This is a genomic window from Rhodoferax sp. (genome assembly GCF_011391645.1).
Taxonomy (GTDB): domain Bacteria; phylum Pseudomonadota; class Gammaproteobacteria; order Burkholderiales; family Burkholderiaceae_C; genus Rhodoferax.
This window is the reverse complement of record NZ_JAABQC010000016.1, coordinates 16,177-37,564: the sequence shown is the minus strand read 5'-3', so window position 1 is coordinate 37,564 and position 21,388 is coordinate 16,177. Positions and strand designations below refer to the sequence as shown.

The following is a 21,388-nucleotide window of genomic DNA, read 5'->3' as shown; positions in this document are numbered from 1 at the left end:
GGGCAGGTACTTGGCACGCTGCTCGGGCGTGCCGTTGCGCTTGATCTGGTTCACGCACAGGTTGCTGTGCGCGCCGTAGGACAGGCCCACCGAGGCGCTGGCGCGGCTGATTTCTTCCATGGCGATCATGTGCGCCAGGTAGCCCATGTTGGCGCCACCGTATTCTTCGCCCACGGTGATGCCGAGCACACCCAGGCTGCCCATCTTTTCCCACAGGTCCATGGGGAACTGGTCGCTGCGATCGATCTCTGCTGCGCGTGGCGCGATCTCGGCCTGCGCAAAGTCACACACGGCGTCACGCAGCGCGTCAATGTCTTCACCGAGTTGAAAATTGAGTCCGGGCAGGTTGTTCATCAAAGTCTCCTGGTGTTTATAAAAGTTGCTGAATCAATAGGTTTTTGGCACAGGCATCAGGGTTTGCTGCATCACGGCACAGGGGTTTTGCTGACCTTGGGCGTCGACGTGCACCAGCTCTGCCGTGGTGACAATGACGCGACGCCCGGCCTTGACTACACGACCAATGGCCCGCAGCTCACCGTCCCGAAATGCCGCCAGAAAATTGACCTTGTATTCGACCGTGGTCACTTCCATGCCCTCGGCGGCCAGGGTGAGTCCAGCGTAACCCCCGGCAATGTCAGCCAGCGCGCCCATGGCACCGCCATGAAAGCCGTCCTGCTGCTGCGTCACCCTGTCGGAATACGGCAGGGCCAGCTCCACCAGGCCCGGCTCGACCCGTAGCAACCGAACGCCAAGGTGGCGCATCATGCCCTGGCGGCTGAGGCTGTCCTGCACGCGGGTCCAGAGGGCGTCAATGGGAGGCATCTGTGGCTCCAACTTTCGCACGGGGCTTTTTTTCAACCTTGGCCAGCAAGGCGCGGGCTTCGCGCTGATGCACCTTGAGTTCGTCCAGGTTGGCCTGCAGGTCGGTCATCTGGGCCTCCAGCTGTTTTTGATGCTCGGCGATCACCATCAGGAATTTCTCCAGTTGCGGCCCGGTGTCGCGCGGGCTGTCGTACATGTCAATGATCTCCTTGGCCTCCACCAGGCTCAGGCCCAGGCGCTTGGCGCGCAGCGTGAGTTTGAGCCGCGTGCGGTCCCGGCTGCTGTACACGCGGTTGCGCCCGGCCGGGCCGGTGCGCTCGGGCTGCAGCAGCCCCATGTCCTCGTAAAAACGCATGGCGCGCGTGGTCAGGTCAAACTCTTTGGCCAGGTCGCTGATGCTGTAAGTGATTGGCATGACGATGGATCGCGGTAAATTGACGTTAACGTTAACGTCAATTATCAGGCAAATTCAGGCCGGCTTTGCACCCCACTTGCTGCCTCAGCCGGGCCGGCATCAGGCCCAGCGCGGCGCGGCCTCGTCTTTGAGTTGTCGGCGCAGTAGCGCGTAATCTGGCACCACCGAATGCACGGCATCCCAAAACCGCGGGCCGTGGTTCATCTCGCGCAAATGGCTGAGCTCGTGCGCCACCACGTAGTCAAGCACCGCCATTTTGAAATGGATCAGCCGCCAGTTCAGCCGAATCGCGCCATCCGCGCGGGCACTGCCCCAGCGGGTGCCGGCGTTGCTGAGCGCCAGTTTTTTCCACTGGACCCCCAGCAGCGGGGCAAAGTGGTCCAGGCGCTCCTGAAACACGCGCTTGGCCTGGCGCATCAGCCAGGCTTGCACCACATCGCGGATTTGATCGGCGCTGGCGTGGCGGGGCAAACTCAAGCGCAGGGTCATGGCCTGCGGGCCGCCAGGCGCGGCGGCGGTCGCATTGGGGGGCGGCGCATCTGCCGCAATCAGTTCGGCGCCGGCCGCTGCAAAACCATGCGCCGGATCCAGCTTGAGCACAACAAGCTGGCCTAAAAAAGGCAGGCTGGCGCCATCGCGCCAGTCTATCGTGTGCTCGGCCAGCCGCGCATGGCGCTCGCGCACTTCCTGCAACTTACGCAAGATCCAGGCAGACTTTTCCTGCAGCGCGGCATCCACCTCAACCAGCGGCACCCATTTGGGCGCGCGCACGGCCAGGCCATGCGGCCCGACACTGAAGCCGATGCTGCGCCGCTGGCCGCGCTTGAATTCATAGGCGACCAGCGCATGGCCCAGGCGCACTTCGCGACTGGCATGGGGATGGCGAAAATGCACGGCATGCCCCGTCGCCAGGATGGGTGGGGCCGCAGGCGTTGCGGGCCTCGATCTGGGTCTGGCCTCTGGCGCCTCACTGCCAGTGCCCGAAGCCGGAACCGGCTCAAACAAATCCAGCGTGAAGCGCAGCAAGGGGTGCATGTGATCAGGCGCTCAGGCCGCCGGATAAGCCTCGGGGTCGATGCGGCGCATCTCGGCCTCGATCCAGGTCTCGGCCTCGCGCATCAAACCCTTGGGGTCGCGCCCGGCGCTGGGCAGCGCCGGGCCAATCGACACCGTGACTACACCGGCGTGTTTGATGAAACCTTCGCGCGGCCAGCAGCGCGCGGTGGCCACCGCAATCGGAATGACCGGCGCACCCGACTGCACGGCCAGTCGCGTGCCGGCCGTCTGGTAGGTGCCTTTTTGGCCGCGTGGCATGCGTGTGCCTTCCGGGAACATGATGACCCAGGTGCCCCGCGAGAGCAGTCGGCAACCCTGCTCGATGACGTGCTTCATGGCCTCGGTGCGCGACTCTCGGTCGATGTGGATCATGTCCAGCCGCCCCATGGACCAGCCAAAAAATGGCACCTTGAGCAGTTCGCGCTTGAAAACAAAGGCCAGCGGATGCGGCATCAGGGTGGGCAGCAGCAGGGTTTCCAGCGTCGACTGGTGCTTGGACAACAGCACCGCAGCGCTGTCTTTTCCCAGTGGCAGATTGTCATACCCAAGCACCCTGAACTGCACCCCCAGAATCACCCGCGTGCCCCACATCACCACCCGGAACCAGTTGACGGCGGTCCACCAGGCGGCGCTGCGCGACACGACCACGGACACCAGCAAAACAGCCAGCGTCCAGGGGATCACGGTGATCACCATCCAGGCCATGTGCAAAATGGAGCGAAGCAGCGCCAGCATGGTCTCAGGCCCGTTCTTCTTCGCGTCCGAGCAGGAAATCAACAAAGGCAGACAAGTTGTTGTGCACCTGGGTGTGCTGCGGAAAAGCCTCGGGCAGCGCCCTGCCCTTGTAAACCGCACCTTTGCCGGTCAGCACCAGATGCGGCTCGCAACCCGCCGCCACGCCGGCAATCGCATCACGGGCGGAATCGCCAACCACCGGCACGTTCTTGAGATCAAGGCCGTAACGGTCGGCAATTTGCTCAAAGAGTCCGGAGGCCGGCTTGCGGCAATGGCAGGCCTCATCGGGCGCATGCGGACAATAAAACACGGCATCAATGCGACCGCCAACCGCCGCCAGCATCTGGTGCATCTTGGCGTGAATGGCGTTCAGATCAGACACCTCGAACAGCCCGCGCCCCAGACCCGACTGGTTGCTCACCACCACCACGTGCCAGCCGGCATGGTTAAGCCGGGCGATCGCATCCAGGGCACCCGGCAGCGGCTTCCACTCATCGGCCGACTTGATGAAATCGTCGCTGTCCTCGTTGATGGTGCCGTCGCGGTCCAGAATCACCAGTTTGAATGGGGTCATGGTGTGCCTTTTTCAGCGTTGTAACAGCGGGTCACGCCGCCAGGCGCGACAGATCGGCCACCTGGTTCATGGCCAGGTGCAGCGTTTTGAGCAGCCCCAGGCGGTTCAGGCGCAAATCAAGCGCTTCGGCGTTGACCATCACGCCGTCAAAAAACGCATCCACCGGCGCGCGCAGGGCGGCCAGGGTTTGCAGCGCGGCGGTGTAGTCGCCGGCATTGAACTGCGCCTGGGCGCGTGGCGTGATGTCCTGCATGGCCGCGTAAAGCGCTTTTTCAGCCGCCTCCTGGAGCAGCAACTCGCTCACATGGGCATCGACCGCCGCCGCAACATCGGCCTTTTTCAGGATGTTGCTGATGCGCTTGTTGGCCGCCGCCAGCGCCGGCGCCTCTGCCAGCGCGTTAAAGGCACGCACTGCGGCCAAGCGGCGCGGCACGTCACCGAGGCGCTGCGGGCGCAGCGCCAGCACGGCATCGACTTCCAGCGCGCTGTAGCCCTGCTCGCGCAGGGAACCCGCCAGCCGGTCATACACAAACTCTTCCAGTTCAACAACAGCCCGCCCCATCTCAAAGCCAACCATGCCCTTGAACTCGTGTGCGGCGGCATTCAGCAAGGCATTTAACCCAAGTGGCATGTCTTTTTCGACCAGCATGCGGATCACGCCAAGCGCATGGCGGCGCAGTGCAAACGGGTCTTTGTCACCGGTGGGCAGGTTGCCGATGCCAAACATGCCCACCAGCGTTTCCAGTTTGTCGGCCAGCGCCACCGCCACGCCGACCGGGTTGCGCGGCAATGCGTCCCCGGCAAAACGGGGCTTGTAATGGTCTTCAATGGCCTCGGCAATGTCGGCCCCCAGGCCGTCGTGGCGGGCGTAGTAGCCGCCCATGATGCCTTGCAACTCCGGGAACTCGCCCACCATGTCGGTCAGCAGGTCGGTCTTGGCCAGGCGCGCGGCCAGTTGGGCGCGCCCGGCCAGGGCCTCGCCGCCGAGTTGCGACGCCAGCGCACGGGTAATGGCGCACACGCGCGCCATGCGCTGGCCCTGCGTGCCCAGTTTGTTGTGATAGACCACCTTGTCGAGCCCGGCCACGCGCGATTCGAGCGTCTTTTTGCAGTCCTGGTCATGGAAGAACTTGGCATCGGCCAGACGCGGGCGCACCACGCGCTCGTTGCCGCCAATCACCGCGCTGGCGTCTGCCGGGCTGATGTTGCTCACCACCAGAAACTGGTGGGTCAGCCGGCCCTGGGTGTCGACCAGCGGAAAGTACTTCTGATTGGCCTTCATGGTCAGGATCAGGCATTCCTGCGGCACATCAAGAAACTGCGTCTCGAAGGCACAGGTCAGCACATTGGGGCGCTCAACCAGCGCCGTCACTTCATCCAGCAAGGCGTCGTCCATCAGCACCTCAAAGCCCGGCCCCAGGCGCTCTGCCGCCTGCGCGAGTTGCTGCACGATGGCAAAGCGCCGGTCGCCGAAGCTGGCGATCACGGCACCGTCACGCAGCAGCGTGGCGGCGTAGTCGTCGGCATGCGCGACCATCACCGGCGACATCGAAGCCTCAAAACGGTGGCCCTGCGTCTGATTGCATGAGTTCAAGCCCAGCAAGGTCACCGGCACCACGGTGCTTCCGTGCAAAGCCAGCAGGCCGTGCACCGGGCGCACAAAATTGACGCTGCTCCAGCCCGGCAGTTCGCAATTGGTCTCCAGCTGGTAACTCATCATTTTGGGAATCGGCAACTGGGCCAGCGTGGCCACCAAGGCTTGTTGCAAACCCACATCGAGCGTGGCACCGGTCACCAGGCTGTCGTAAAACAGCGCTTCTGCCTTGCCATCGGGTGCCTTGCGCAGGGCCGCGACGGCAAACACCGGGTCGGACACGTCGGCGCCCAGGGCCTGCAATTTTTTGAGCAAGGCGGGTGTGGCCAACCCGTGCGCATCAAGCCCCACGCTCACCGGCATCAACTTTTGCTGCACCGCCTTGTCAGCAGCCTTGGCCGCCACGTGGGTGATGTGCGCTGCCAGACGGCGCGGCGACGCAAAAGGCGTGGCCACCGAGTCAGCCGATGCCAGTCCCAGCGTGCGCAATTGCGCGCACAGTTGGCTGGCAAACACGTCGCCCAGCTTTTTGAGCGCCTTCGGTGGCAGCTCTTCGACAAACAGTTCAACGAGGAGGTTTTGGTGGGTCATGATTAAGCTGCTTTCTTGGCCATCTGTTCAACCCAGGCGCGCGGCGCCATCGGAAAGCCCAGTCGTTCGCGGCTGTCAAAGTAGCTTTGCGCCACGCCGCGCGCCAACGTGCGGATGCGCCCGATGTAGGCGGCGCGCTCGGTCACACTGATGGCACCCCGCGCATCCAGCAGGTTAAAGCTGTGCGCACATTTGAGCACCTGCTCATAGGCGGGCAAGGCCAGTTGTGTCTCCATCAGTTGCTTGGCCTGCTTTTCATGCGCCGTGAAGGCGGTGAACAAAAAGTCGGCATCGCTGTGCTCGAAGTTGTAGGCAGACTGCTCTTTTTCGTTTTGCAGGTAAACGTCGCCGTAACTGAGTTGGGTGCCATCGGGCGACTCTGTCCAGGTCAGGTTGTACACGTTGTCCACCCCTTGCAGGTACATGGCCAGGCGCTCCAGCCCGTAGGTGATCTCGCCGGTGATCGGGCGGCAGTCAATGCCCCCCACTTGCTGGAAGTAGGTGAACTGCGTCACCTCCATGCCGTTCAGCCAGACTTCCCAGCCCAGTCCCCAGGCACCCAGGGTGGGGTTTTCCCAGTCGTCTTCGACAAAACGAATATCGTTTTTCTTCAGGTCAAACCCCAGCGCTTCAAGGGAGCCCAGATACAGTTCCAGAATGTTGCTGGGGGCGGGCTTGAGCACCACCTGGTACTGGTAGTAATGCTGCAACCGGTTCGGGTTTTCGCCATAACGCCCGTCCTTGGGGCGGCGGCTCGGCTGCACGTAAGCGGCCTTCCAGGGTTCCGGCCCCAGCGCCCTTAAAAAAGTGGCTGTGTGCGACGTGCCCGCGCCGACCTCCATGTCGTAGGGCTGAAGTAGCGCGCAGCCCTGGGCGTCCCAATACGACTGCAGTTTCAAAATGATTTGCTGGAAGGTCAACATAAGCGGTGGAGGCGGCGTGCAGCGCCACCCGGGGGTAAATAGTGGTTGACGCAAGCGCTTGCGTCTGAAAGATTCATTTTACGGGCTTATCACCGCCGCAAAAGGCGCCACCACCCAGCGCCCAGCAGCAGGACCAAGGCCAGGATCGTCAGCGGCCACAGGCCCCAGCGCGCCAACCACCAGGCATAGGGCGTGATGCCGGTGCGCCCCTCCACCGTGCCGTGCAGCGCCATGGCCGTGTGCGGCGTGGCAGCATGTGTCACCCGGGCGCGGTGGTCCACGATGGCGCTGCGTCCGGTGTTGGTGGCCAGCAAGAACGGCCGGTCAAACTCGAGCGCGCGCAGACGCGCAATTTGCAGGTGCTGGTCCATCGCCAGGCTCTCGCCAAACCAGCCCAGGTTGCTGACATTGACCAGAATCGTGGGCGCCTTTGCCGCTTGCAGAAACTGACGGGCCAGTTCCTCGCCGTACAGGTTTTCATAACAAATGGTAGCCGCCAGGCGCTGCCCCTGCCAGTCAAAGGTGGGCTGCGGCAGGGCGCCGCGGTTGAAGTCACCCAGCGGAATGTTCATCAGGTCGGTAAACCAGCGAAAAAACGGCGGTATGAACTCGCCAAAGGGCACCAGATGGTGCTTGTCATAGCGCCAGGGAGCGGCTTGCTCCGGCTTGAGTCCCACCACCGAGTTGGTGTAGCCTTGGGTGTAGCTGCCCAACGGCACACCCACCCATGCGGCCTGCCCACCGCTGGCAAAACGCTGCTGCAAGGCCTGCCAGTAGTCTGGTGGCAGTTGCTCGGGCAGAAGTGGCAGGGCCGTTTCTGGCGTGATGACGAGCGCGCTTTGATTGCGCTGGAGCTGGTCGCCATACCACTGCAGGGCTTTCAGCACGCCGGTTTCGGTGTCAAACTTTTCATTCTGGGGAATATTGCCTTGCAGCAGCGTGACGTCCAGGGCACCCGCCGAGCCGCCCTGCGGCGCGGGCAGCCATGGCGGCAACAGCCATAGCGCCAGCAGCACCAGCACGGCACTGAGAGCCTCGCGCCAGCGGCCTGCCAGCGCTGCCAGCCCGCCCAGCGCCAGGCAAGCCACCAGCACCGCAGCCAAAAAACTGACCCCGTACAGCCCGCCCCAGGGAAGCAGCCACGCCAGCGGCCCCGCCAGGTGCGCATAGCCAATGGCACCCCAGCCAAAGCCGGTCAGCAGCACGCCCCGGGCCAGTTCGGCAAGCAGCCACAAAGCCGCAAAAACCAGCGCAGCGCCGACCGGATGAACAGGTGCCAGGCTCCTGAACACAGCGCAGGCGGCGGCGTAATAGAGCGCCAGCAAAGCGGCCAGCGCCAGCACCGCAAAAACAGCCAGGGGTGCGGCCAGCCCGCCAAAGGTGTGCATGGAGGTGAACAGCCAGCCAAAGGTGCAGGCCAGCCACACCGTGACAAATACCCAGCCGCGCAGTGCCGCCACCTGCCAGCTGGCGCTGGTGCGCAGCAACCACACCAGGCTCGCCAGCGCCAACCCCTGCCCCCACCACAGCGGCTGGCCTTGCATCAGACCGGTCCATCCCAACAGGTGCGGCATGGCCACCGGCAGGGCCAGGCTGGCTGCCTGCAGGATGCCTGCAAGCAGCAACACCAGCCAAGGTAGCCAGGCACCTTTTTGCGACCGCCTGACAAACAGGCTCCGGGCTCCGCGCCGCGGATCAAGCAGGCTCATTGGGTACCGGGGACACCTTGAACCATTTCACCGCGCCACCCTTGGTGTGCATGACCACAAAGTCCAGGCCGGAGCGCACATGGTGCTCGCCGCGCCGGGGCACATGGCCCATCTCATGGGCGATCAGGCCGCCGATGGTGTCAAAGATTTCGTCGGGGTCGGTGCTGCCGAGCCTGACACCAAAGGCTGCCTCGACGCGTTCAATGGTGGTGTCACCGCTGACCCGGTAACTGCGGTCGGCCAGGCCGAAGATGTCGCCCTCGTCGTCGGCGATGTCAAATTCGTCCTCGATTTCACCCACGATTTCTTCCAGCACGTCCTCGATGGTGACCAGCCCGGCCACGCGGCCAAATTCGTCAATGACGATGGCCAGGTGGTTGTGGTTGCTTTGAAAGTCGCGCAGCAAATCGTTCAGACCCTTGCTTTCGGGCACGAACACGGCCGGGCGTAGCAGGGCCCGAATGTTGAGTTCGGGCGCGCGCTGCAACTTGAGCAGGTCTTTGGCCATCAAAATGCCAATGATGTTTTCACGCTCGCCCTCAAACACCGGAAAACGTGAGTGCGCGGTGTCAATCACCCCGTGCATCATGGTGTCGTAGGGGTCGTCAATGTTGACCAGTTCCATGCGGGTGGTGGGCACCATGACGTCGCCGGCACTCATGTCGGCCATGCGGATCACGCCTTCAAGCATCTTGCGCGAATCGGAGCCGATCAGCTGGTTATGTTCGGCTTCGGCCAGGGTTTCAAGTAACTCATCGGTCGAATCGGGACCGGGGTGAATGAACTCGGCAATTTTTTGTAAAAAAGTTCGCTTATCTTCCCGGTCGGGACGCGTAGGGTAGGGGTCGGACACAGCCAGTCAGGCAGGACATGCGGTTGTTGAACAGGCCGTAAGGATAGCGGATAACGCATTTGCCCCACAAAAAAATCAGCGGGACACCGGTTTCAGTCGCGCTTTTCATCCTTGTTGGTGCCACGCCAGACATTTTGCAGATTCGAGAAAGTGTTGCGAATCTGCTTGGCCTGCACCTTGATGTGGTAATTGGCTTGGGCGAGTTGCTCTTCGACCAATTCGGTGAAATGGCTGTTGAAGGTGGCGGGAGCCAGCACCAGGTGGCCTTCTGTTTCTGCCCCCTCACGCACAAACGTGGAGCCCGCATGACGGGCAATCTTGAGCATGGCGGTGTTTTCGCTCAGCACATGCACGTACAGCCGGTTCACCCCCGCATTGCGGGAATGCATCATGGCGCGATCGAACAAGCGGGTGCCGTAATGTCGGCCGCGTGCCTGCGCCAGCACCGAAACGCCAAACTCGGCACTTGGATTTGCGCCCGTGTCAGGGGCATGGGCCAGGTGCGCCACCGCAATCAGCACCAGATTCCGGTTGTAAATGCCAAAGATTTCATCACGCTCAAAATCCAGCCCCGCCACATAGCGGTCGATCTGTTCATCGCTGGCGGTGAAACCAAACCGGTAATAACGGTCGTTGGCATCAAGCGCCTTGAGATGGCTGGCAATCCGGGCACGGTGGTTTTCACCCAGCGACCGGATGGGCACCACCACAGCTGCTTTTCTGGGCGCAACCTCAGCCGCCCGCGCATGCAGTTCAGCGCCAGGCACGGCATCGGCTGGCGTTAAAAAATCCAGGTGACGGGGAAGGGTGTCATACATAGTGGCAAATGATAAGGGTTTTCCCTAGGTGTTCTGCTCTAGAGCCCATAACTCCCTTAAAGTTGTTGGGTTTACGTCAATTGGCATGGCTAAACTTGGCACACGATGCAAGCTTCAAATCACATTCGCGAATCACTGTCCGCAGTCGTCGCGCGGCGCCAACAGGTCGCCAATCAGCCCGAACTGGCGCAGGCGCTACACACCATCAAGCATTTGCAGGCCCGGCGTTTTGTGGGCACCTACCAGGACCTGCTGCGCTCTCAACAATATGCTTCGTGCGTCAATTTTTTTCTGGAAGAACTTTACAGCGAAAAGAACTACGCCGAGCGCGATGCGCAATTTGCCCGTATTGCAGGCGCCCTGCAGCGCACATTTCCCCAGCCCGTGGTCGCCACCGCCGTGGCCATGGCCAAGTTACACAACCTGACCGAGGAGCTTGACCTGGCCATGGCCCTGAACTGGCAACATCAATCCGGTTTGCCCAGCGCTCAAGCCTACGTGCTGGCCTGGCGCGCCTTGGGCCGCCGTGAAGACCGCCAATGGCAGCTCAGCACGGTGCAAGGCATTGGCCAGGACCTTGGGCACCTGACGCGCAAACCGGGCCTGCGCATGCTGCTCAAGATGATGCGTAAACCCGCCCAGGTGGCGGGGCTGGGGGCATTGCAAAATTTCCTGGAGTCGGGCTTCAACAACTTTGCTGAACTGGCCCGCAACGATGGCTCGGTCAGCTACTTTCTGGACACCGTCAAGGCACGCGAGTCGCAATGGATTGAGCGTCTGTTTGACGCGCCTGCTGTCGCCTGCGTGACTGAATTAACCCACACACTGCAGTTGGCCCAAGCCAACGGCGCCTGAAGTCAGCGCTGGCAGCACGCGCGTCAATTCGGTCCGTCCATTTTTGTTTTACCCAAGGTTTACTGTGCAACTTCCCCCTTGCATCACCCTGTTCGAGCGCGGCTGGTTGTCCTCCAACAACATCCTGCTCCGCGGCAACAAGGGCTGCGCGCTGGTCGACAGCGGTTATGCCACCCACGCCACACAAACGCTGGGGCTGCTGACAGCGGCGCTGCAAGGCCAGCCGCTCGACGTGCTGATCAACACCCACCTGCACAGCGACCACTGCGGTGGCAACGCCGCACTGCAAGCGCATTACCCCGGGCTGCAAACCTGGATACCGCCGGGTCACGCCCGCTTTGTAAGCCCCTGGGACCCCGAGGCTTTGTCGTACCTTCCCACCGGGCAAATCTGCCCGCCTTTTGGCTACACCGCCACGCTGCAGCCCAACACGGAAATGGCCTTGGGCGACCAGCTTTGGCAGATTCACGCCGCACCGGGGCACGACCCCCATTCGGTGATCCTGTTCGAGCCCCAAAGCGGCCTGCTGATCTCCGCCGATGCCCTGTGGGAGAACGGTTTTGGCGTGGTGTTTCCGGAGCTTGATGGCGCCGACGCCTTTGCCGAGGTGGCGCAGACACTGGATGTGATCGAGGCGCTGGCCCCGCGCATCGTCATCCCCGGCCATGGCGCGCCCTTTTCTGATGTCACCGAAGCCCTGGCGCGGGCGCGCAGGCGGCTTGACAGTTTTGAGCGGGCACCGCAAAAACACATCCGCTATGCCGCCAAAGTGCTGCTGAAATTCAAACTGCTCGAAGTCCAGAGCGTGCCCGTGGCGGCTTTGATGCAATGGGCGCAAAGCACCCAACTTCTCCAGCAGATTTACAAGTCAAGCGCTGCGCCGGAGCAGAATTTTCAGGACTGGGTGCTGACCCTGCTGGATGAGCTGGTGTGCAGTGGCGCGGCCAGCCGCGACCAGCAGACGGTCTCCAACGACAACAGCGCTTAAGGCGGGTTGTTGCGCACCCCGCTGGCCACATGGCCCGCGGGCACATGGCGGGCGGCGGATTCAATGTGGCCGGTCTGGTCGTCAAAGAAAAAATCAGGCTCGAACTCACGCAAGAACTCGCCCTTGGCCAGGCCGCCCAGAAACATGGCTTCATCAACCTCGATGTTCCAGTTCATCAGGGTGCGGATGGCGCGCTCGTGCGCCGGTGCGCTGCGCGCGGTGACCAGCGCGGTGCGGATGCGCATGGCGGGCGTGCCGGCCTGCTGCAACCGCTGCAAGGCAAACAGCAGGGGTTTGAACGGGCCGTCAGGCAGGGGCAGCGCCGCCTTTTCAATTTCATGCTGCTGAAAGGCCTGCAAACCCTGCGTTTGGTAGACCCGCTCCGCCTCGTCGCTGAACAGCACCGCGTCGCCGTCAAAGGCAATGCGCACTTCGGCAGGGTGCGAATCGCTGGCATGAACCGAGCGCGGATACACCTGTGCGGCTGGCACGCCGGCATCAAGCGCGGCGCGCACATCGCTCAAATGGGTGCTTAAAAACAGGTTGGCGTGCAGCGGTTTCAGGTAGCGCCAGGGCGGCTGCCCGCGCGTGAAGCTGCCCCGCTCAATGGCCAGACCGTAGTGCTGCGCCGAGCGAAACACCCGCATGCCCGAGACCGGGTCATTGCGCGACAGCACCACCACCTCAACAGGGTTTGGGGCAGCCCCGGCAACGGGGTCCGCATTGAACGCCAGCAGCTTCTTCACCAGCGAAAAGGCCACGCCCGGTTTGGCTGGAATGTCCAGGCGCTGCAATTGCAGCGCCATGTAGGCGCGGTCATCGCCCTGCTCAAACACCTCGTTTTCTTCCTCAAAGTCAAACAGCGCACGGCTCGAAATCGCCACCACCAGCTTGCCGTCGAGTGTCATTGCCATATCCAGTCCTAATCAGTTGGGGTCAGAGCACTTCGCTACGCGAGTGGTCTGACCCGCAAGGTCTTTTCATTGCTGCAAAAACATCCGGAACACCGGATTGGCCGTTTCTTCCACATACGGATAACCCAGCGTGGCCAGAAATTCGCTGAAGGCGTCCGAATCACCCTCTGGCACCTGGATGCCCACCAGAATCCGGCCATAGTCGGCGCCCTGGTTGCGGTAATGGAACAGGCTGATGTTCCAGTTGGGCCGCAACAGGCTCAAAAACTTGAGCAGCGCACCGGGCCGCTCGGGAAACACAAAACGCAGCAGGCGCTCGTCATCGGCCAGCGCCGAGTGGCCACCCACCATGTGGCGAATGTGCTCCTTGGCCAGTTCATCGTGGGTCAAATCAAGCGCTTCAAAGCGGTGCTTGCTGAGATGGGCGGCAATCTTGCCGGACTCGCCTTTGACAGCCGTGGTCAGGCCGACAAACACATGGGCTTTTTGCGAGTTGCTGATGCGGTAGTTGAACTCAGTCACGTTGCGCAGCGTTTTGGGGCCGCCAAAACTGGGCAGGTCGCCAATCAGCTCGCAAAAACGCCTGAAGCTGCCGCGCTCTTCGGGAATGGTCACGGCAAACAGCGCCTCGCGCTCCTCACCCACTTCGGCTCGCTCGGCAACAAAGCGCAGTCGGTCGAAGTTCATGTTGGCGCCGCACAGGATGGCGGCATAGGTCTCGCCCTTTTTTTTGTGTGTGGCCACATACTGCTTGACCGCCGCCACCGCCAGCGCGCCGGCGGGCTCCACAATGCTGCGGGTGTCGACAAAAACGTCCTTGATGGCCGCGCACACCGCGTCGGTATCGACCAGCATATAGTCGTCCACCAGTTCACTGGCCACGCGAAAAGTTTCTTCACCGACCAGCTTTACCGCCGTGCCGTCCGAGAACAAACCCACGTCAGCCAGGGTGACGCGGTGCTTGGCAGCCACCGATTGGGTCATGGCATCCGAGTCATTCATCTGCACGCCGATCACCTTGATTTCGGGGCGCAGCGCCTTGATGTAATTGGCCACGCCAGAGATCAGGCCGCCGCCGCCAATTGCCACAAACACGGCGTCCAGGCGCCCCTGGTGCTGGCGCAGCAGTTCCATGGCGATGGTGCCCTGGCCGGCGATCACATCGGGGTCGTCGAACGGGTGAACAAAGGTCAGGCCCTCTTTCTTCTCCAGTTCCACCGCATGCCCATGGGCGTCTGAATAGCTGTCGCCAAACAGCACCACCTCGCCGCCAAAGCCGCGCACCGCGTCCACCTTGACCTGGGGCGTGGTGGTCGGCATGACGATCACAGCGCGGCAACCCAGCCGCTGGGCGCTCAGGGCAACGCCCTGGGCATGGTTGCCGGCCGAGGCGCAAATCACGCCCTTTTTAAGGTGTGCCGGGCTCAGGTGCGCCATTTTGTTGTAGGCGCCGCGCAGCTTGAAGCTGTGCACGGGTTGCTGATCTTCGCGCTTGAGTAACACGGTGTTGTTCAGGCGCGCACTCAGACTGTGCGCGGTTTCCAGGCTGGTTTCCACCGCCACGTCGTAAACGCGGGCAGTCAGGATTTTTTTGAGGTAGTCAGCGGGGGTCAAAGCAGTTGTTTTCATAGGGCCCTGATGATAAGCGCCCCGGTCAGAGTGGCAAAAAGCGACAATCGCCGCTCTTGAACCTTGAAGGAAACATAAACATGGAATGCACAGTGAGTTGGACCGGTGCCCTGGGAACACGCTCGGGCATGGGGTTTGTGGCCGAAACCGGCAGCGGCCATACCCTGGTGATGGACGGCGCGCCCGATGCCGTTAAACCCGAAAACGGCGGCCAGAACCTGGCGCCACGGCCGCTGGAAACCCTGCTGGCCGGCACCGGTGGCTGCACCGCCTATGACGTGGTGCTGATCCTGAAACGCGGACGCCACGACGTGCGCGGCTGCAGCGTCAAACTCGACGCCGAGCGCGCCGACACCGACCCCAAGGTGTTCACCAGAATCAACATGCATTTCAGCGTGACCGGCAAGGGCGTGCCTGCCGCCGCGGTCGAGCGCGCCATTGCCATGAGCCACGACAAATACTGCTCAGCCAGTGTCATGCTGGGCAAAACCGCAGAGATCACCACCAGCTTTGAGGTGCTGGAGGCCTAGAGATCAGGCCCAGACATCCTTCGGCCCGAGGGCGGGCCTCCTGCAAAAACACCGGGTTCCTTGTCGGGAACGGCGCCGTCGCCGCGATGGGGCTTGGCGATCAGACCCGGTGTGCCACGGTGGTCATCACCTTGGCTGCGGCGGCCATCAGGCCCCTGACCGGCGGTGGCAGGTCAATGGCGCCGAGCTCTTTGGCGTCCTGCGCATGGCGCGCTTCGTCGTCCTTCATTTGCGCCACGATGGCGCGCGAGGCATGGTCACCGGCGGGCAGTCGGCTCAAGTGGCTGTCCAGGTGCGCCTCCACCTGGTTTTCAGTCTCCACCACAAAGCCCAGGCTCACCTTGTCACCCAGCTTGCCCGCCAGCAAGCCAATGCCGAAGGCGCCGGCGTACCACAGCGGGTTGAGCAGCGACGGGCGGTCACCGAGCTCCTTGAGCCGCTGTTCGGTCCAGGCCAGATGGTTGGTTTCTTCGGCGCTGGCTTTTTGAAAGTAGGCGCGAAGCGCTTCGTTGTTGGTTGCAAAAGCCTGCGCGGTGTACAAGGCCTGGGCGCATATCTCGCCCACATGGTTGACACGCATCAGCGCCCCGGCCTCCTTTTTTTCAAGCTCCGAGAGTTCGGTGGCATCACCCGCCACGGTTGGACAGGGCTGGGCGCCGCGGTGCTGGGCAAAAACGGTGCGCAAGGCGTCGTCAACAGTGCTTAAAAATCGGTCCATCATGCTGTTTCCTGTTCTGAGAGTAAAGGCCTGCTGCCCGGGCTGACCCAAGCCAAACATGCGCCACATTGTAATTTTGTGCGCTATATTGCTGTCCATGAACGCAAATTCAACACTGCCCGCGCAAACGGCGGCTGAGCTTGAGTCATTGCTGCGGCAGCATGGCTGCGATTCTCACGCATTGGTTCAAGTCCTGCGCGAATTTCAGGCCATTCATGGCTGGCTGCCGCGCCCGGCCCTGCTGCAGATCGCCCGCTCGCTGGGCTTGACGCTGGCCCATGTGCAGGGCGTGGCCGATTTTTACCGCTTTTTCCACACCAAACCCGTGGGCGCCTACCGCGTGCTGTTCAGCGACAACATCACCGACCGCATGCTCGGTAGCGACGCGCTGCTGCAGCAGCTGTGCGGTTTGCTCAGGGTGGCGCCTGACCAGATGCGCGCCGATGGTCTGGTCAGCATCGCCACCACCTCGTGCACCGGGCTTTGCGACCAGGGACCGGCGGCGCTCATCAACCACCATCAGGTCGTCACCCGGCTCACCCCTGAGCGCATCGCCCAGATGGCAGAGCTGATTGAACAGCGGGTGGCTCCCGAGCAATGGCCGCCGCAATGGTCACAGGTGGACGACCAGATTCACCTGGCCGACGTCAAACTCGGTCCGCAGCCCGCCCCCGGCGCGGGCATTGCCGCCGCCCTGGCGCGCACACCCCAGGCCATGCTGGACGATCTCAAGCGCTCCAAATTGCGCGGACGCGGCGGCGCCGGCTACGCCACCGGCACCAAATGGCAACTGTGCCGCAACGCGGCGGGGCAAGCGCACTACGTGATCTGCAACGCCGACGAAGGCGAGCCCGGCACCTTCAAGGACCGGGTGCTGCTCGCCAGTTATGCCGACTCCCTGTTTGAAGGCATGACCATCGCGGCGTGGGCGGTGGGCGCCAGTCAGGGGCTGATGTACTTGCGCGGCGAATACCGTTACCTGCTGGAAGCGCTGCAGGCGGTGCTGCAACGCCGGCGCGAGCAGGGGCTGCTGGGCAAGGCCATCCAGGCAAAGGCGGGCTTTGACTTTGACATCACCATCCATGTGGGCGCCGGCGCTTATGTGTGCGGCGAAGAGTCGGGGCTGATCGAGTCGCTGGAAGGCAAACGGGGTGTGCCGCGCATCCGCCCGCCGTTTCCGGTGGAGCACGGCTACCTGGGCCAGCCCAGCACGGTCAACAACGTGGAAACCTTCTGCGCCGTGACCCACATCGCCTTGCATGGCGGCGCCTGGTGGGCGCGCATTGGCACGGCGCAATCCACCGGCACCAAGATTCATTCGGTCTCTGGCGACTGCGAGCGTCCCGGCATTTACGAGTACCCGTTCGGCACACGCATTGGGCGCATTCTGGAGGACTGTGGCGCGCGCGACACCCAGGCGGTGCAGGTTGGCGGGCCTTCGGGTGTGTGCCTGTCGGCGCTGGAATTTGGCCGCCACATCGGCTTTGAGGACGTGCCCACGGCCGGTGCCTTCATGGTGTTCGACCGCAGCCGCGACATGTTTGAGGTGGCCCATAACTTTGCCCATTTTTTCGCCCATGAGAGCTGCGGTTTTTGCACGCCCTGCCGCGTTGGCACCGAACTGGTGCTGCGCCAGATGGACAAGCTCAAGCGCGGTTATGGCTCCAGCGCGGACGTCCAGGTGCTGTATGAACTCGACCATCTGATGCATGGCACCACGCACTGCGGCCTGGGTGCCGCCGCCTGCAACCCGCTGCGCGACACCATTGCCAAGTTTCGCCCGAGCTATGAGCAGCATCTGAAATCCCTGCACTTTGTCGCGGGCTTCGACATGGACGCGGAGCTCTCGCAGGCGCGGCGCGCCACCGGGCGCAACGACAGCGGCGCGCACCTGGAGAATCTTGAATGATGAAAGACCACCGCATCGACGCGTTGAGCCCGGGCACGTTTTCGCTGGATGGCCAGGAGGTCGAATTTGGTCCGGGCGACAGCATTTTGCAGGCCGCCCGCCGTGCCGGGCATTACATCCCGCACCTGTGCTGGCACCCTGATTTTGCCGCGCACGGCTCCTGCCGCCTGTGCACGGTCAAGGTCAACGGCCGCAGTGGCGCAGCCTGCACCATTGCGGCCAACAGCGGGCAGGACGTGGAAAGCGACACGCCCGAACTCAACGCCCAGCGCAAAACGCTGCTGCAGATGTTGTTTGTCGAGGGCAACCACTTTTGCCCGTCGTGTGAAAAAAGCGGCAACTGCCTGCTGCAGGCCACCGCTTACCAGATGGGCATGGAAGGCCCGCATTTTGAAGAGTTCTACCCTGATCGCCGGGTTGACGCCAGCCACCCTGACCTGCTGCTGGACCTGAACCGATGCATTTTGTGCGGCCTGTGTGTGCGCGCCAGTGCGCAGGAGGGCAAGCATGTGTTTGCCATGGGCGGGCGCGGCGTGGCTTCGCATTTGCTGGTCAACAGCGACGACGGGCAACTGTCAGGCAGCGCCATCAGCCCCGCAGACCGCGCCGCCAACATCTGCCCGGTGGGCGCCATCCTGCCCAAACGCCGCGGCTTTGTCATCCCCATTGGCCAGCGCCGGTTTGACAGCCAACCGGTGTCGCAGGAGGACGCGTCATGACCGGGCCTGCCAGCACAGCGCTGCATGCGCCGCGCAAGCTCAAGGTTGCCACGGTGTCGCTGGCTGGCTGTTTTGGCTGCCACATGTCTTTGCTTGACATTGACGAGCGCCTGCTGGAGTTGCTGGAACACATTGAGTTTGACCGCTCGCCGCTGACCGACATCAAAACCATTGGCCACTGCGACATTGGCCTGATCGAGGGCGGACTGTGCAACGCCGAGAACGTGCAGGTGCTGCGCGAATTTCGGGCGCACTGCAAGACGCTGGTGGCGGTGGGCGCCTGTGCCATCAACGGCGGCTTGCCAGCACAGCGCAACCAGCGCGACGTGGGCCAGATGATGTGCGATGTGTATTGCAGCCACGGCGGCACAGTGGCCGGCAGCCAGGTTCCCAACGACCCCGAGCTGCCCTTGCCGCTGAACCATGTGCACCCAATCCACGAGGTGGTGCATGTGGACTACTTTTTGCCCGGCTGCCCGCCCAGCGCCGACGCCATCTGGTCGTTTTTAACCGACCTGCTGGCCGGTCGCAGGCCTGAGCTCGGGCATGGGTTGATTCATTACGACTGAAGAGGGCCTCATGACTTTCGCACTTGAAACTGCCGCCCATCCCGAGGGCTTGCGCCGGGTCGCGATTGATCCGTTGTCACGCGTCGAGGGGCACGGCAAGGTGACGCTGCTGCTTGACGCCAACAACCACATCGAGCAGGTGCGCCTGCACATTGTCGAGTTCCGCGGGTTCGAGAAATTCATTGAAGGCCGGCCCTACTGGGAGGTGCCGGTGATGGTGCAGCGCCTGTGCGGCATTTGCCCGGTGTCGCACCACCTGGCAGCGGCCAAGGCACTTGACCGCGTCATTGGCGCCACGCCGGTGAGCGCCAGCGCCAACGCGGTGCGGCGTCTGATGCATTACGGGCAAATCCTGCAGTCTCATGCACTGCATTTTTTTCACCTGTCCTCGCCCGATCTGCTGTTTGGCTTTGACTCCGAAGTGGCCCGGCGCAACATTGTGGGCGTGGCGCAAGCGCACCCCGACATCGCCAAAAAGGGCATTTTGCTGCGCAAGTTTGGCCAGGAGGTCATCCGCATCACCTCCGGCAAGCGCGTCCATGGCACCGGCGCGGTGCCGGGCGGCATCAACAAACTGGTCACGCTGGAGGAGCGCAACAGCCTGCAACGCGAGCTGCCCCAAATGCTGCAATGGGCGCAGGATGCGGTGGACATCGCCAAACAATTGCACGCGCAAAATCCGGCGCTGTACAACAACTTTGGCAGTTTTCGCTCCAAACTGATGTCGCTGGTGCGAACTGACGGCGCCATGGATTTGTATGACGGCGTGCTGCGGGTGCGCGGTGAAGATGGCCACATCCTGTTCGACCAGATCGACGACCAGCGCTACCTGGAGCTGATCGAGGAAGAAGTGCGCCCGTGGAGCTACATGAAATTTCCCTACTTGCGCAGCCTGGGTGCGCAACTGGGCTGGTACCGCGTCGGGCCGCTGGCACGGGTGCAAAACTGCGACTTTATTCCCAGCGCGCGCGCTGAAGCTGAGCGCCAGGCCTTTGTCGCCTGGGGCCGGGGCGCGCCGGTGCACGCCACGCTGGCCTACCACTGGGCGCGCATGATCGAGATGCTGCACGCGGTGGAAGTGGTCGCCGAACTGCTGGCAGACCCGGCGCTGCTGGCGGGCGACCTGCTCACCAGCGGCGCGCGCCAGCGCCATGGCGTGGGCATGATCGAGGCGCCGCGCGGCACCTTGATTCATGACTACGAGGTGGGCGACGACGACCTAGTGACGCGCTGCAACCTGATTGTCTCCACCACCCACAACAACCAGGCCATGAACGAGTCGGTGCGCGCCGTGGCGCGCGACTACCTGGACGGCCAGCAGCTCACCGAAGGCCTGCTCAACCACATCGAAGTCGCCATCCGCGCTTATGACCCGTGCCTGTCCTGCGCCACCCATGCGCTGGGCAAGATGCCGCTGGAGGTGACGCTGCTGGCAGCCGACGGCACGGTGCTGGACCAGGTGCAAAAATCTTCGCAGGGTGAGCTGACGCGCGCCGCATGACCCCGCCGCTGTTAATTTTGGCCTGGGGCAACCTGAGCCGGGGCGATGACGCGTTGGGGCCACTTTGCCTGGCCACGCTGCGCGAGCAACTGCCAGATGGCTTGCAAGATCAGGTGGAGTTTCTGGAAGAGTATCAATTGCAGGTTGAGCACGCGCTGGACCTGATGGGGCGCAAAAAAGTGCTCTTTATTGATGCCAGCCTGAACTGCCCCGCGCCGTTTCAAGTCACGCAGCTCAAGCCGGCCCAAGATGCCAGCCACACCACCCACGCCCTGTCGCCGCGGGCGCTGCTGCAGGTTTACCAGGATTTGCAGGGGACGCCACCACCGCCTTGCACGCTGCTGGCGATTCGTGGTGAACAGTTTGAGTTGGGCGAGCCGCCCAGTGTGGCCGCGCTGGCCAACCTGGCGCGCGCTCTGGCATGGACCCAAAGCTGGCTTTCAGGAGAACTGTAGCCAGGAATAAGCGCAGCGCGATCCGGGGACCGCGCTCTTGCGCCCCTGCAAAATCAACCCAGCGCGTCGTTCACCTGCTCGTTGAATTCCGCCAGACTCTGCGCCGTCTGCACCTCGCGTGGCAGCGCGTCGCGCACCGAGAACACGCCCAGAATCTTGTTGGCTTCGGTGACGACGGGCAGATGCCTGAAACCGCGCTCGATCATGATCAGCACCGCATCGGCCACCTTGGTTTCGGGCACCACGCAGTACGGGCTGCGCGTCATGATGTCTGCCACCGTGGTGATGGCCGGGTCAAGCAGCTTGGCCACCAGGCGGGTCATCAGGTCGCGCTCGGTCACGATCCCCAGCAGCGTGTTGCTGGTGTCGATGACCAGCACGCTGCCGCAATTGGCCCGGGTCATGACGCAGGCTGCGGAATAAACCGTGGCAGTGGGCACCACGCTGACCACATGGCGCTGCGCCATCGATTGAAAAACAGTGCGTTCGGTCATGGCAGACTCCTTGGATG

23 protein-coding genes are annotated in these 21,388 nt (G+C 62.8%); 8 read left to right on the top strand and 15 right to left on the bottom strand.

From position 1 onward, the window contains the following. The 11 genes from GPS82_RS03865 to GPS82_RS03815 form a co-directional block, all read right to left on the bottom strand. The coding region (locus GPS82_RS03865; protein WP_296491172.1) for an acyl-CoA dehydrogenase family protein at positions 1-354 on the bottom strand (354 nt) is incomplete at its 3' end. A 33-nt stretch (positions 355-387) separates the two neighbouring features. After that, a complete protein-coding gene (locus GPS82_RS03860) occupies positions 388-822 on the bottom strand; it encodes a PaaI family thioesterase (RefSeq protein WP_296491169.1) in 435 nt (144 codons plus the stop codon). After that, positions 809-1,237: a MerR family DNA-binding transcriptional regulator gene (locus GPS82_RS03855; protein WP_296491168.1), complete on the bottom strand. Its 429-nt coding sequence runs from the start codon at positions 1,235-1,237 to the stop codon at positions 809-811. The genes GPS82_RS03860 and GPS82_RS03855 overlap by 14 nt, the downstream gene beginning before the upstream one ends. Before the next feature lie 99 nt (positions 1,238-1,336). Continuing rightward, positions 1,337-2,272: a SprT family zinc-dependent metalloprotease gene (locus GPS82_RS03850; RefSeq protein ID WP_296491167.1), complete on the bottom strand. Its 936-nt coding sequence runs from the start codon at positions 2,270-2,272 to the stop codon at positions 1,337-1,339. 12 nt (positions 2,273-2,284) lie between these two features. Next, positions 2,285-3,025, bottom strand: a complete 741-nt coding sequence (locus tag GPS82_RS03845) for a lysophospholipid acyltransferase family protein (protein ID WP_296491175.1) — start codon at positions 3,023-3,025, stop codon at positions 2,285-2,287. A gap of 7 nt (positions 3,026-3,032) precedes the next feature. Next, the gene (gene gmhB, locus GPS82_RS03840; protein ID WP_296491164.1) at positions 3,033-3,602 is read right to left on the bottom strand and encodes a D-glycero-beta-D-manno-heptose 1,7-bisphosphate 7-phosphatase; all 570 of its coding nucleotides are present in this window, start codon (positions 3,600-3,602) and stop codon (positions 3,033-3,035) included. 31 nt (positions 3,603-3,633) lie between these two features. Beyond that, positions 3,634-5,787: a glycine--tRNA ligase subunit beta gene (gene glyS / locus GPS82_RS03835; protein ID WP_296491162.1), complete on the bottom strand. Its 2,154-nt coding sequence runs from the start codon at positions 5,785-5,787 to the stop codon at positions 3,634-3,636. Between the two features lie 2 nt (positions 5,788-5,789). Continuing rightward, positions 5,790-6,710, bottom strand: a complete 921-nt coding sequence (gene glyQ, locus GPS82_RS03830) for a glycine--tRNA ligase subunit alpha (protein ID WP_296491159.1) — start codon at positions 6,708-6,710, stop codon at positions 5,790-5,792. Positions 6,711-6,799: 89 nt separating this feature from the next. Further along, a complete protein-coding gene (gene lnt, locus GPS82_RS03825; RefSeq protein ID WP_296491155.1) occupies positions 6,800-8,419 on the bottom strand; it encodes an apolipoprotein N-acyltransferase in 1,620 nt (539 codons plus the stop codon). Further along, positions 8,406-9,272 carry a transporter associated domain-containing protein gene (locus GPS82_RS03820; RefSeq protein WP_296491153.1) on the bottom strand — a complete coding sequence of 289 codons (867 nt, stop codon included), beginning with the start codon at positions 9,270-9,272 and terminating at the stop codon, positions 8,406-8,408. Before GPS82_RS03820 ends, lnt begins: the two co-directional genes overlap by 14 nt. A gap of 92 nt (positions 9,273-9,364) precedes the next feature. Next, positions 9,365-10,090: a GNAT family N-acetyltransferase gene (locus GPS82_RS03815; RefSeq protein WP_296491152.1), complete on the bottom strand. Its 726-nt coding sequence runs from the start codon at positions 10,088-10,090 to the stop codon at positions 9,365-9,367. Between the two features lie 105 nt (positions 10,091-10,195). On the opposite strand from GPS82_RS03815, the gene GPS82_RS03810 reads away from it, so the two are divergent. Together GPS82_RS03810 and GPS82_RS03805 are read left to right on the top strand one after the other, a co-directional pair. After that, positions 10,196-10,945 carry a hypothetical protein gene (locus GPS82_RS03810; RefSeq protein ID WP_296491150.1) on the top strand — a complete coding sequence of 250 codons (750 nt, stop codon included), beginning with the start codon at positions 10,196-10,198 and terminating at the stop codon, positions 10,943-10,945. A gap of 64 nt (positions 10,946-11,009) precedes the next feature. Beyond that, positions 11,010-11,933: an MBL fold metallo-hydrolase gene (locus GPS82_RS03805; RefSeq protein ID WP_296491147.1), complete on the top strand. Its 924-nt coding sequence runs from the start codon at positions 11,010-11,012 to the stop codon at positions 11,931-11,933. Here the strand turns inward: GPS82_RS03805 and GPS82_RS03800 are convergent. Both GPS82_RS03800 and ilvA read right to left on the bottom strand, forming a co-directional pair. Continuing rightward, entirely contained in the window at positions 11,930-12,847 is a 918-nt protein-coding gene (locus GPS82_RS03800; protein ID WP_296491144.1) for a 5'-nucleotidase, read from the bottom strand. The genes GPS82_RS03805 and GPS82_RS03800 overlap by 4 nt on opposite strands. A 66-nt stretch (positions 12,848-12,913) precedes the next feature. Beyond that, positions 12,914-14,476 carry a threonine ammonia-lyase, biosynthetic gene (gene ilvA, locus GPS82_RS03795; RefSeq protein ID WP_296491142.1) on the bottom strand — a complete coding sequence of 521 codons (1,563 nt, stop codon included), beginning with the start codon at positions 14,474-14,476 and terminating at the stop codon, positions 12,914-12,916. A gap of 80 nt (positions 14,477-14,556) precedes the next feature. On the opposite strand from ilvA, the gene GPS82_RS03790 reads away from it, so the two are divergent. After that, complete coding sequence (locus tag GPS82_RS03790) at positions 14,557-15,006, top strand: OsmC family protein (RefSeq protein ID WP_296491140.1); 450 nt, start codon at positions 14,557-14,559, stop codon at positions 15,004-15,006. 100 nt (positions 15,007-15,106) lie between these two features. Here GPS82_RS03790 and coq7 read toward each other — a convergent pair whose 3' ends face one another. Further along, positions 15,107-15,727 carry a 2-polyprenyl-3-methyl-6-methoxy-1,4-benzoquinone monooxygenase gene (coq7, locus tag GPS82_RS03785; RefSeq protein WP_296491137.1) on the bottom strand — a complete coding sequence of 207 codons (621 nt, stop codon included), beginning with the start codon at positions 15,725-15,727 and terminating at the stop codon, positions 15,107-15,109. 94 nt (positions 15,728-15,821) lie between these two features. On the opposite strand from coq7, the gene GPS82_RS03780 reads away from it, so the two are divergent. Genes GPS82_RS03780 through GPS82_RS03760 form a run of 5 tightly spaced genes read left to right on the top strand, consistent with a single transcriptional unit; the run spans position 15,822 to position 20,877 of the window. After that, positions 15,822-17,633, top strand: coding sequence for an NAD(P)H-dependent oxidoreductase subunit E (locus GPS82_RS03780; protein WP_296491135.1), 1,812 nt, complete (start codon positions 15,822-15,824; stop codon positions 17,631-17,633). Then, positions 17,630-18,352: a 2Fe-2S iron-sulfur cluster-binding protein gene (locus GPS82_RS03775; protein WP_296491133.1), complete on the top strand. Its 723-nt coding sequence runs from the start codon at positions 17,630-17,632 to the stop codon at positions 18,350-18,352. The genes GPS82_RS03780 and GPS82_RS03775 overlap by 4 nt, the downstream gene beginning before the upstream one ends. Then, positions 18,349-18,921 carry an NADP oxidoreductase gene (locus GPS82_RS03770; protein ID WP_296491131.1) on the top strand — a complete coding sequence of 191 codons (573 nt, stop codon included), beginning with the start codon at positions 18,349-18,351 and terminating at the stop codon, positions 18,919-18,921. The genes GPS82_RS03775 and GPS82_RS03770 overlap by 4 nt, the downstream gene beginning before the upstream one ends. Before the next feature lie 10 nt (positions 18,922-18,931). Beyond that, positions 18,932-20,422: a Ni/Fe hydrogenase subunit alpha gene (locus GPS82_RS03765; protein ID WP_296491128.1), complete on the top strand. Its 1,491-nt coding sequence runs from the start codon at positions 18,932-18,934 to the stop codon at positions 20,420-20,422. Next, positions 20,419-20,877: a hydrogenase maturation protease gene (locus GPS82_RS03760; protein ID WP_296491125.1), complete on the top strand. Its 459-nt coding sequence runs from the start codon at positions 20,419-20,421 to the stop codon at positions 20,875-20,877. The genes GPS82_RS03765 and GPS82_RS03760 overlap by 4 nt, the downstream gene beginning before the upstream one ends. Positions 20,878-20,930: 53 nt before the next feature. Here the strand turns inward: GPS82_RS03760 and GPS82_RS03755 are convergent, their stop codons facing one another. Beyond that, positions 20,931-21,371 carry a CBS domain-containing protein gene (locus GPS82_RS03755; protein WP_296491124.1) on the bottom strand — a complete coding sequence of 147 codons (441 nt, stop codon included), beginning with the start codon at positions 21,369-21,371 and terminating at the stop codon, positions 20,931-20,933. Positions 21,372-21,388 lie beyond the last annotated feature (17 nt).

What these genes read in the sequence shown, in the direction of transcription:
- GPS82_RS03770 (WP_296491131.1), top strand. Translation starts at nt 18,349, where the DNA reads ATGACCGGGCCTGCCAGCACAGCGCTGCATGCGCCGCGCAAGCTCAAG.
- GPS82_RS03860 (WP_296491169.1), bottom strand. Translation starts at nt 822, where the DNA reads ATGCCTCCCATTGACGCCCTCTGGACCCGCGTGCAGGACAGCCTCAGC.
- GPS82_RS03855 (WP_296491168.1), bottom strand. Translation starts at nt 1,237, where the DNA reads ATGCCAATCACTTACAGCATCAGCGACCTGGCCAAAGAGTTTGACCTG.
- GPS82_RS03780 (WP_296491135.1), top strand. Translation starts at nt 15,822, where the DNA reads ATGAACGCAAATTCAACACTGCCCGCGCAAACGGCGGCTGAGCTTGAG.
- GPS82_RS03810 (WP_296491150.1), top strand. Translation starts at nt 10,196, where the DNA reads ATGCAAGCTTCAAATCACATTCGCGAATCACTGTCCGCAGTCGTCGCG.
- gmhB (WP_296491164.1), bottom strand. Translation starts at nt 3,602, where the DNA reads ATGACCCCATTCAAACTGGTGATTCTGGACCGCGACGGCACCATCAAC.
- ilvA (WP_296491142.1), bottom strand. Translation starts at nt 14,476, where the DNA reads ATGAAAACAACTGCTTTGACCCCCGCTGACTACCTCAAAAAAATCCTG.
- GPS82_RS03815 (WP_296491152.1), bottom strand. Translation starts at nt 10,090, where the DNA reads ATGTATGACACCCTTCCCCGTCACCTGGATTTTTTAACGCCAGCCGAT.
- GPS82_RS03765 (WP_296491128.1), top strand. Translation starts at nt 18,932, where the DNA reads ATGACTTTCGCACTTGAAACTGCCGCCCATCCCGAGGGCTTGCGCCGG.
- glyQ (WP_296491159.1), bottom strand. Translation starts at nt 6,710, where the DNA reads ATGTTGACCTTCCAGCAAATCATTTTGAAACTGCAGTCGTATTGGGAC.
- GPS82_RS03775 (WP_296491133.1), top strand. Translation starts at nt 17,630, where the DNA reads ATGATGAAAGACCACCGCATCGACGCGTTGAGCCCGGGCACGTTTTCG.
- GPS82_RS03790 (WP_296491140.1), top strand. Translation starts at nt 14,557, where the DNA reads ATGGAATGCACAGTGAGTTGGACCGGTGCCCTGGGAACACGCTCGGGC.
- GPS82_RS03755 (WP_296491124.1), bottom strand. Translation starts at nt 21,371, where the DNA reads ATGACCGAACGCACTGTTTTTCAATCGATGGCGCAGCGCCATGTGGTC.
- coq7 (WP_296491137.1), bottom strand. Translation starts at nt 15,727, where the DNA reads ATGATGGACCGATTTTTAAGCACTGTTGACGACGCCTTGCGCACCGTT.
- GPS82_RS03850 (WP_296491167.1), bottom strand. Translation starts at nt 2,272, where the DNA reads ATGCACCCCTTGCTGCGCTTCACGCTGGATTTGTTTGAGCCGGTTCCG.
- GPS82_RS03760 (WP_296491125.1), top strand. Translation starts at nt 20,419, where the DNA reads ATGACCCCGCCGCTGTTAATTTTGGCCTGGGGCAACCTGAGCCGGGGC.
- lnt (WP_296491155.1), bottom strand. Translation starts at nt 8,419, where the DNA reads ATGAGCCTGCTTGATCCGCGGCGCGGAGCCCGGAGCCTGTTTGTCAGG.
- glyS (WP_296491162.1), bottom strand. Translation starts at nt 5,787, where the DNA reads ATGACCCACCAAAACCTCCTCGTTGAACTGTTTGTCGAAGAGCTGCCA.
- GPS82_RS03800 (WP_296491144.1), bottom strand. Translation starts at nt 12,847, where the DNA reads ATGGCAATGACACTCGACGGCAAGCTGGTGGTGGCGATTTCGAGCCGT.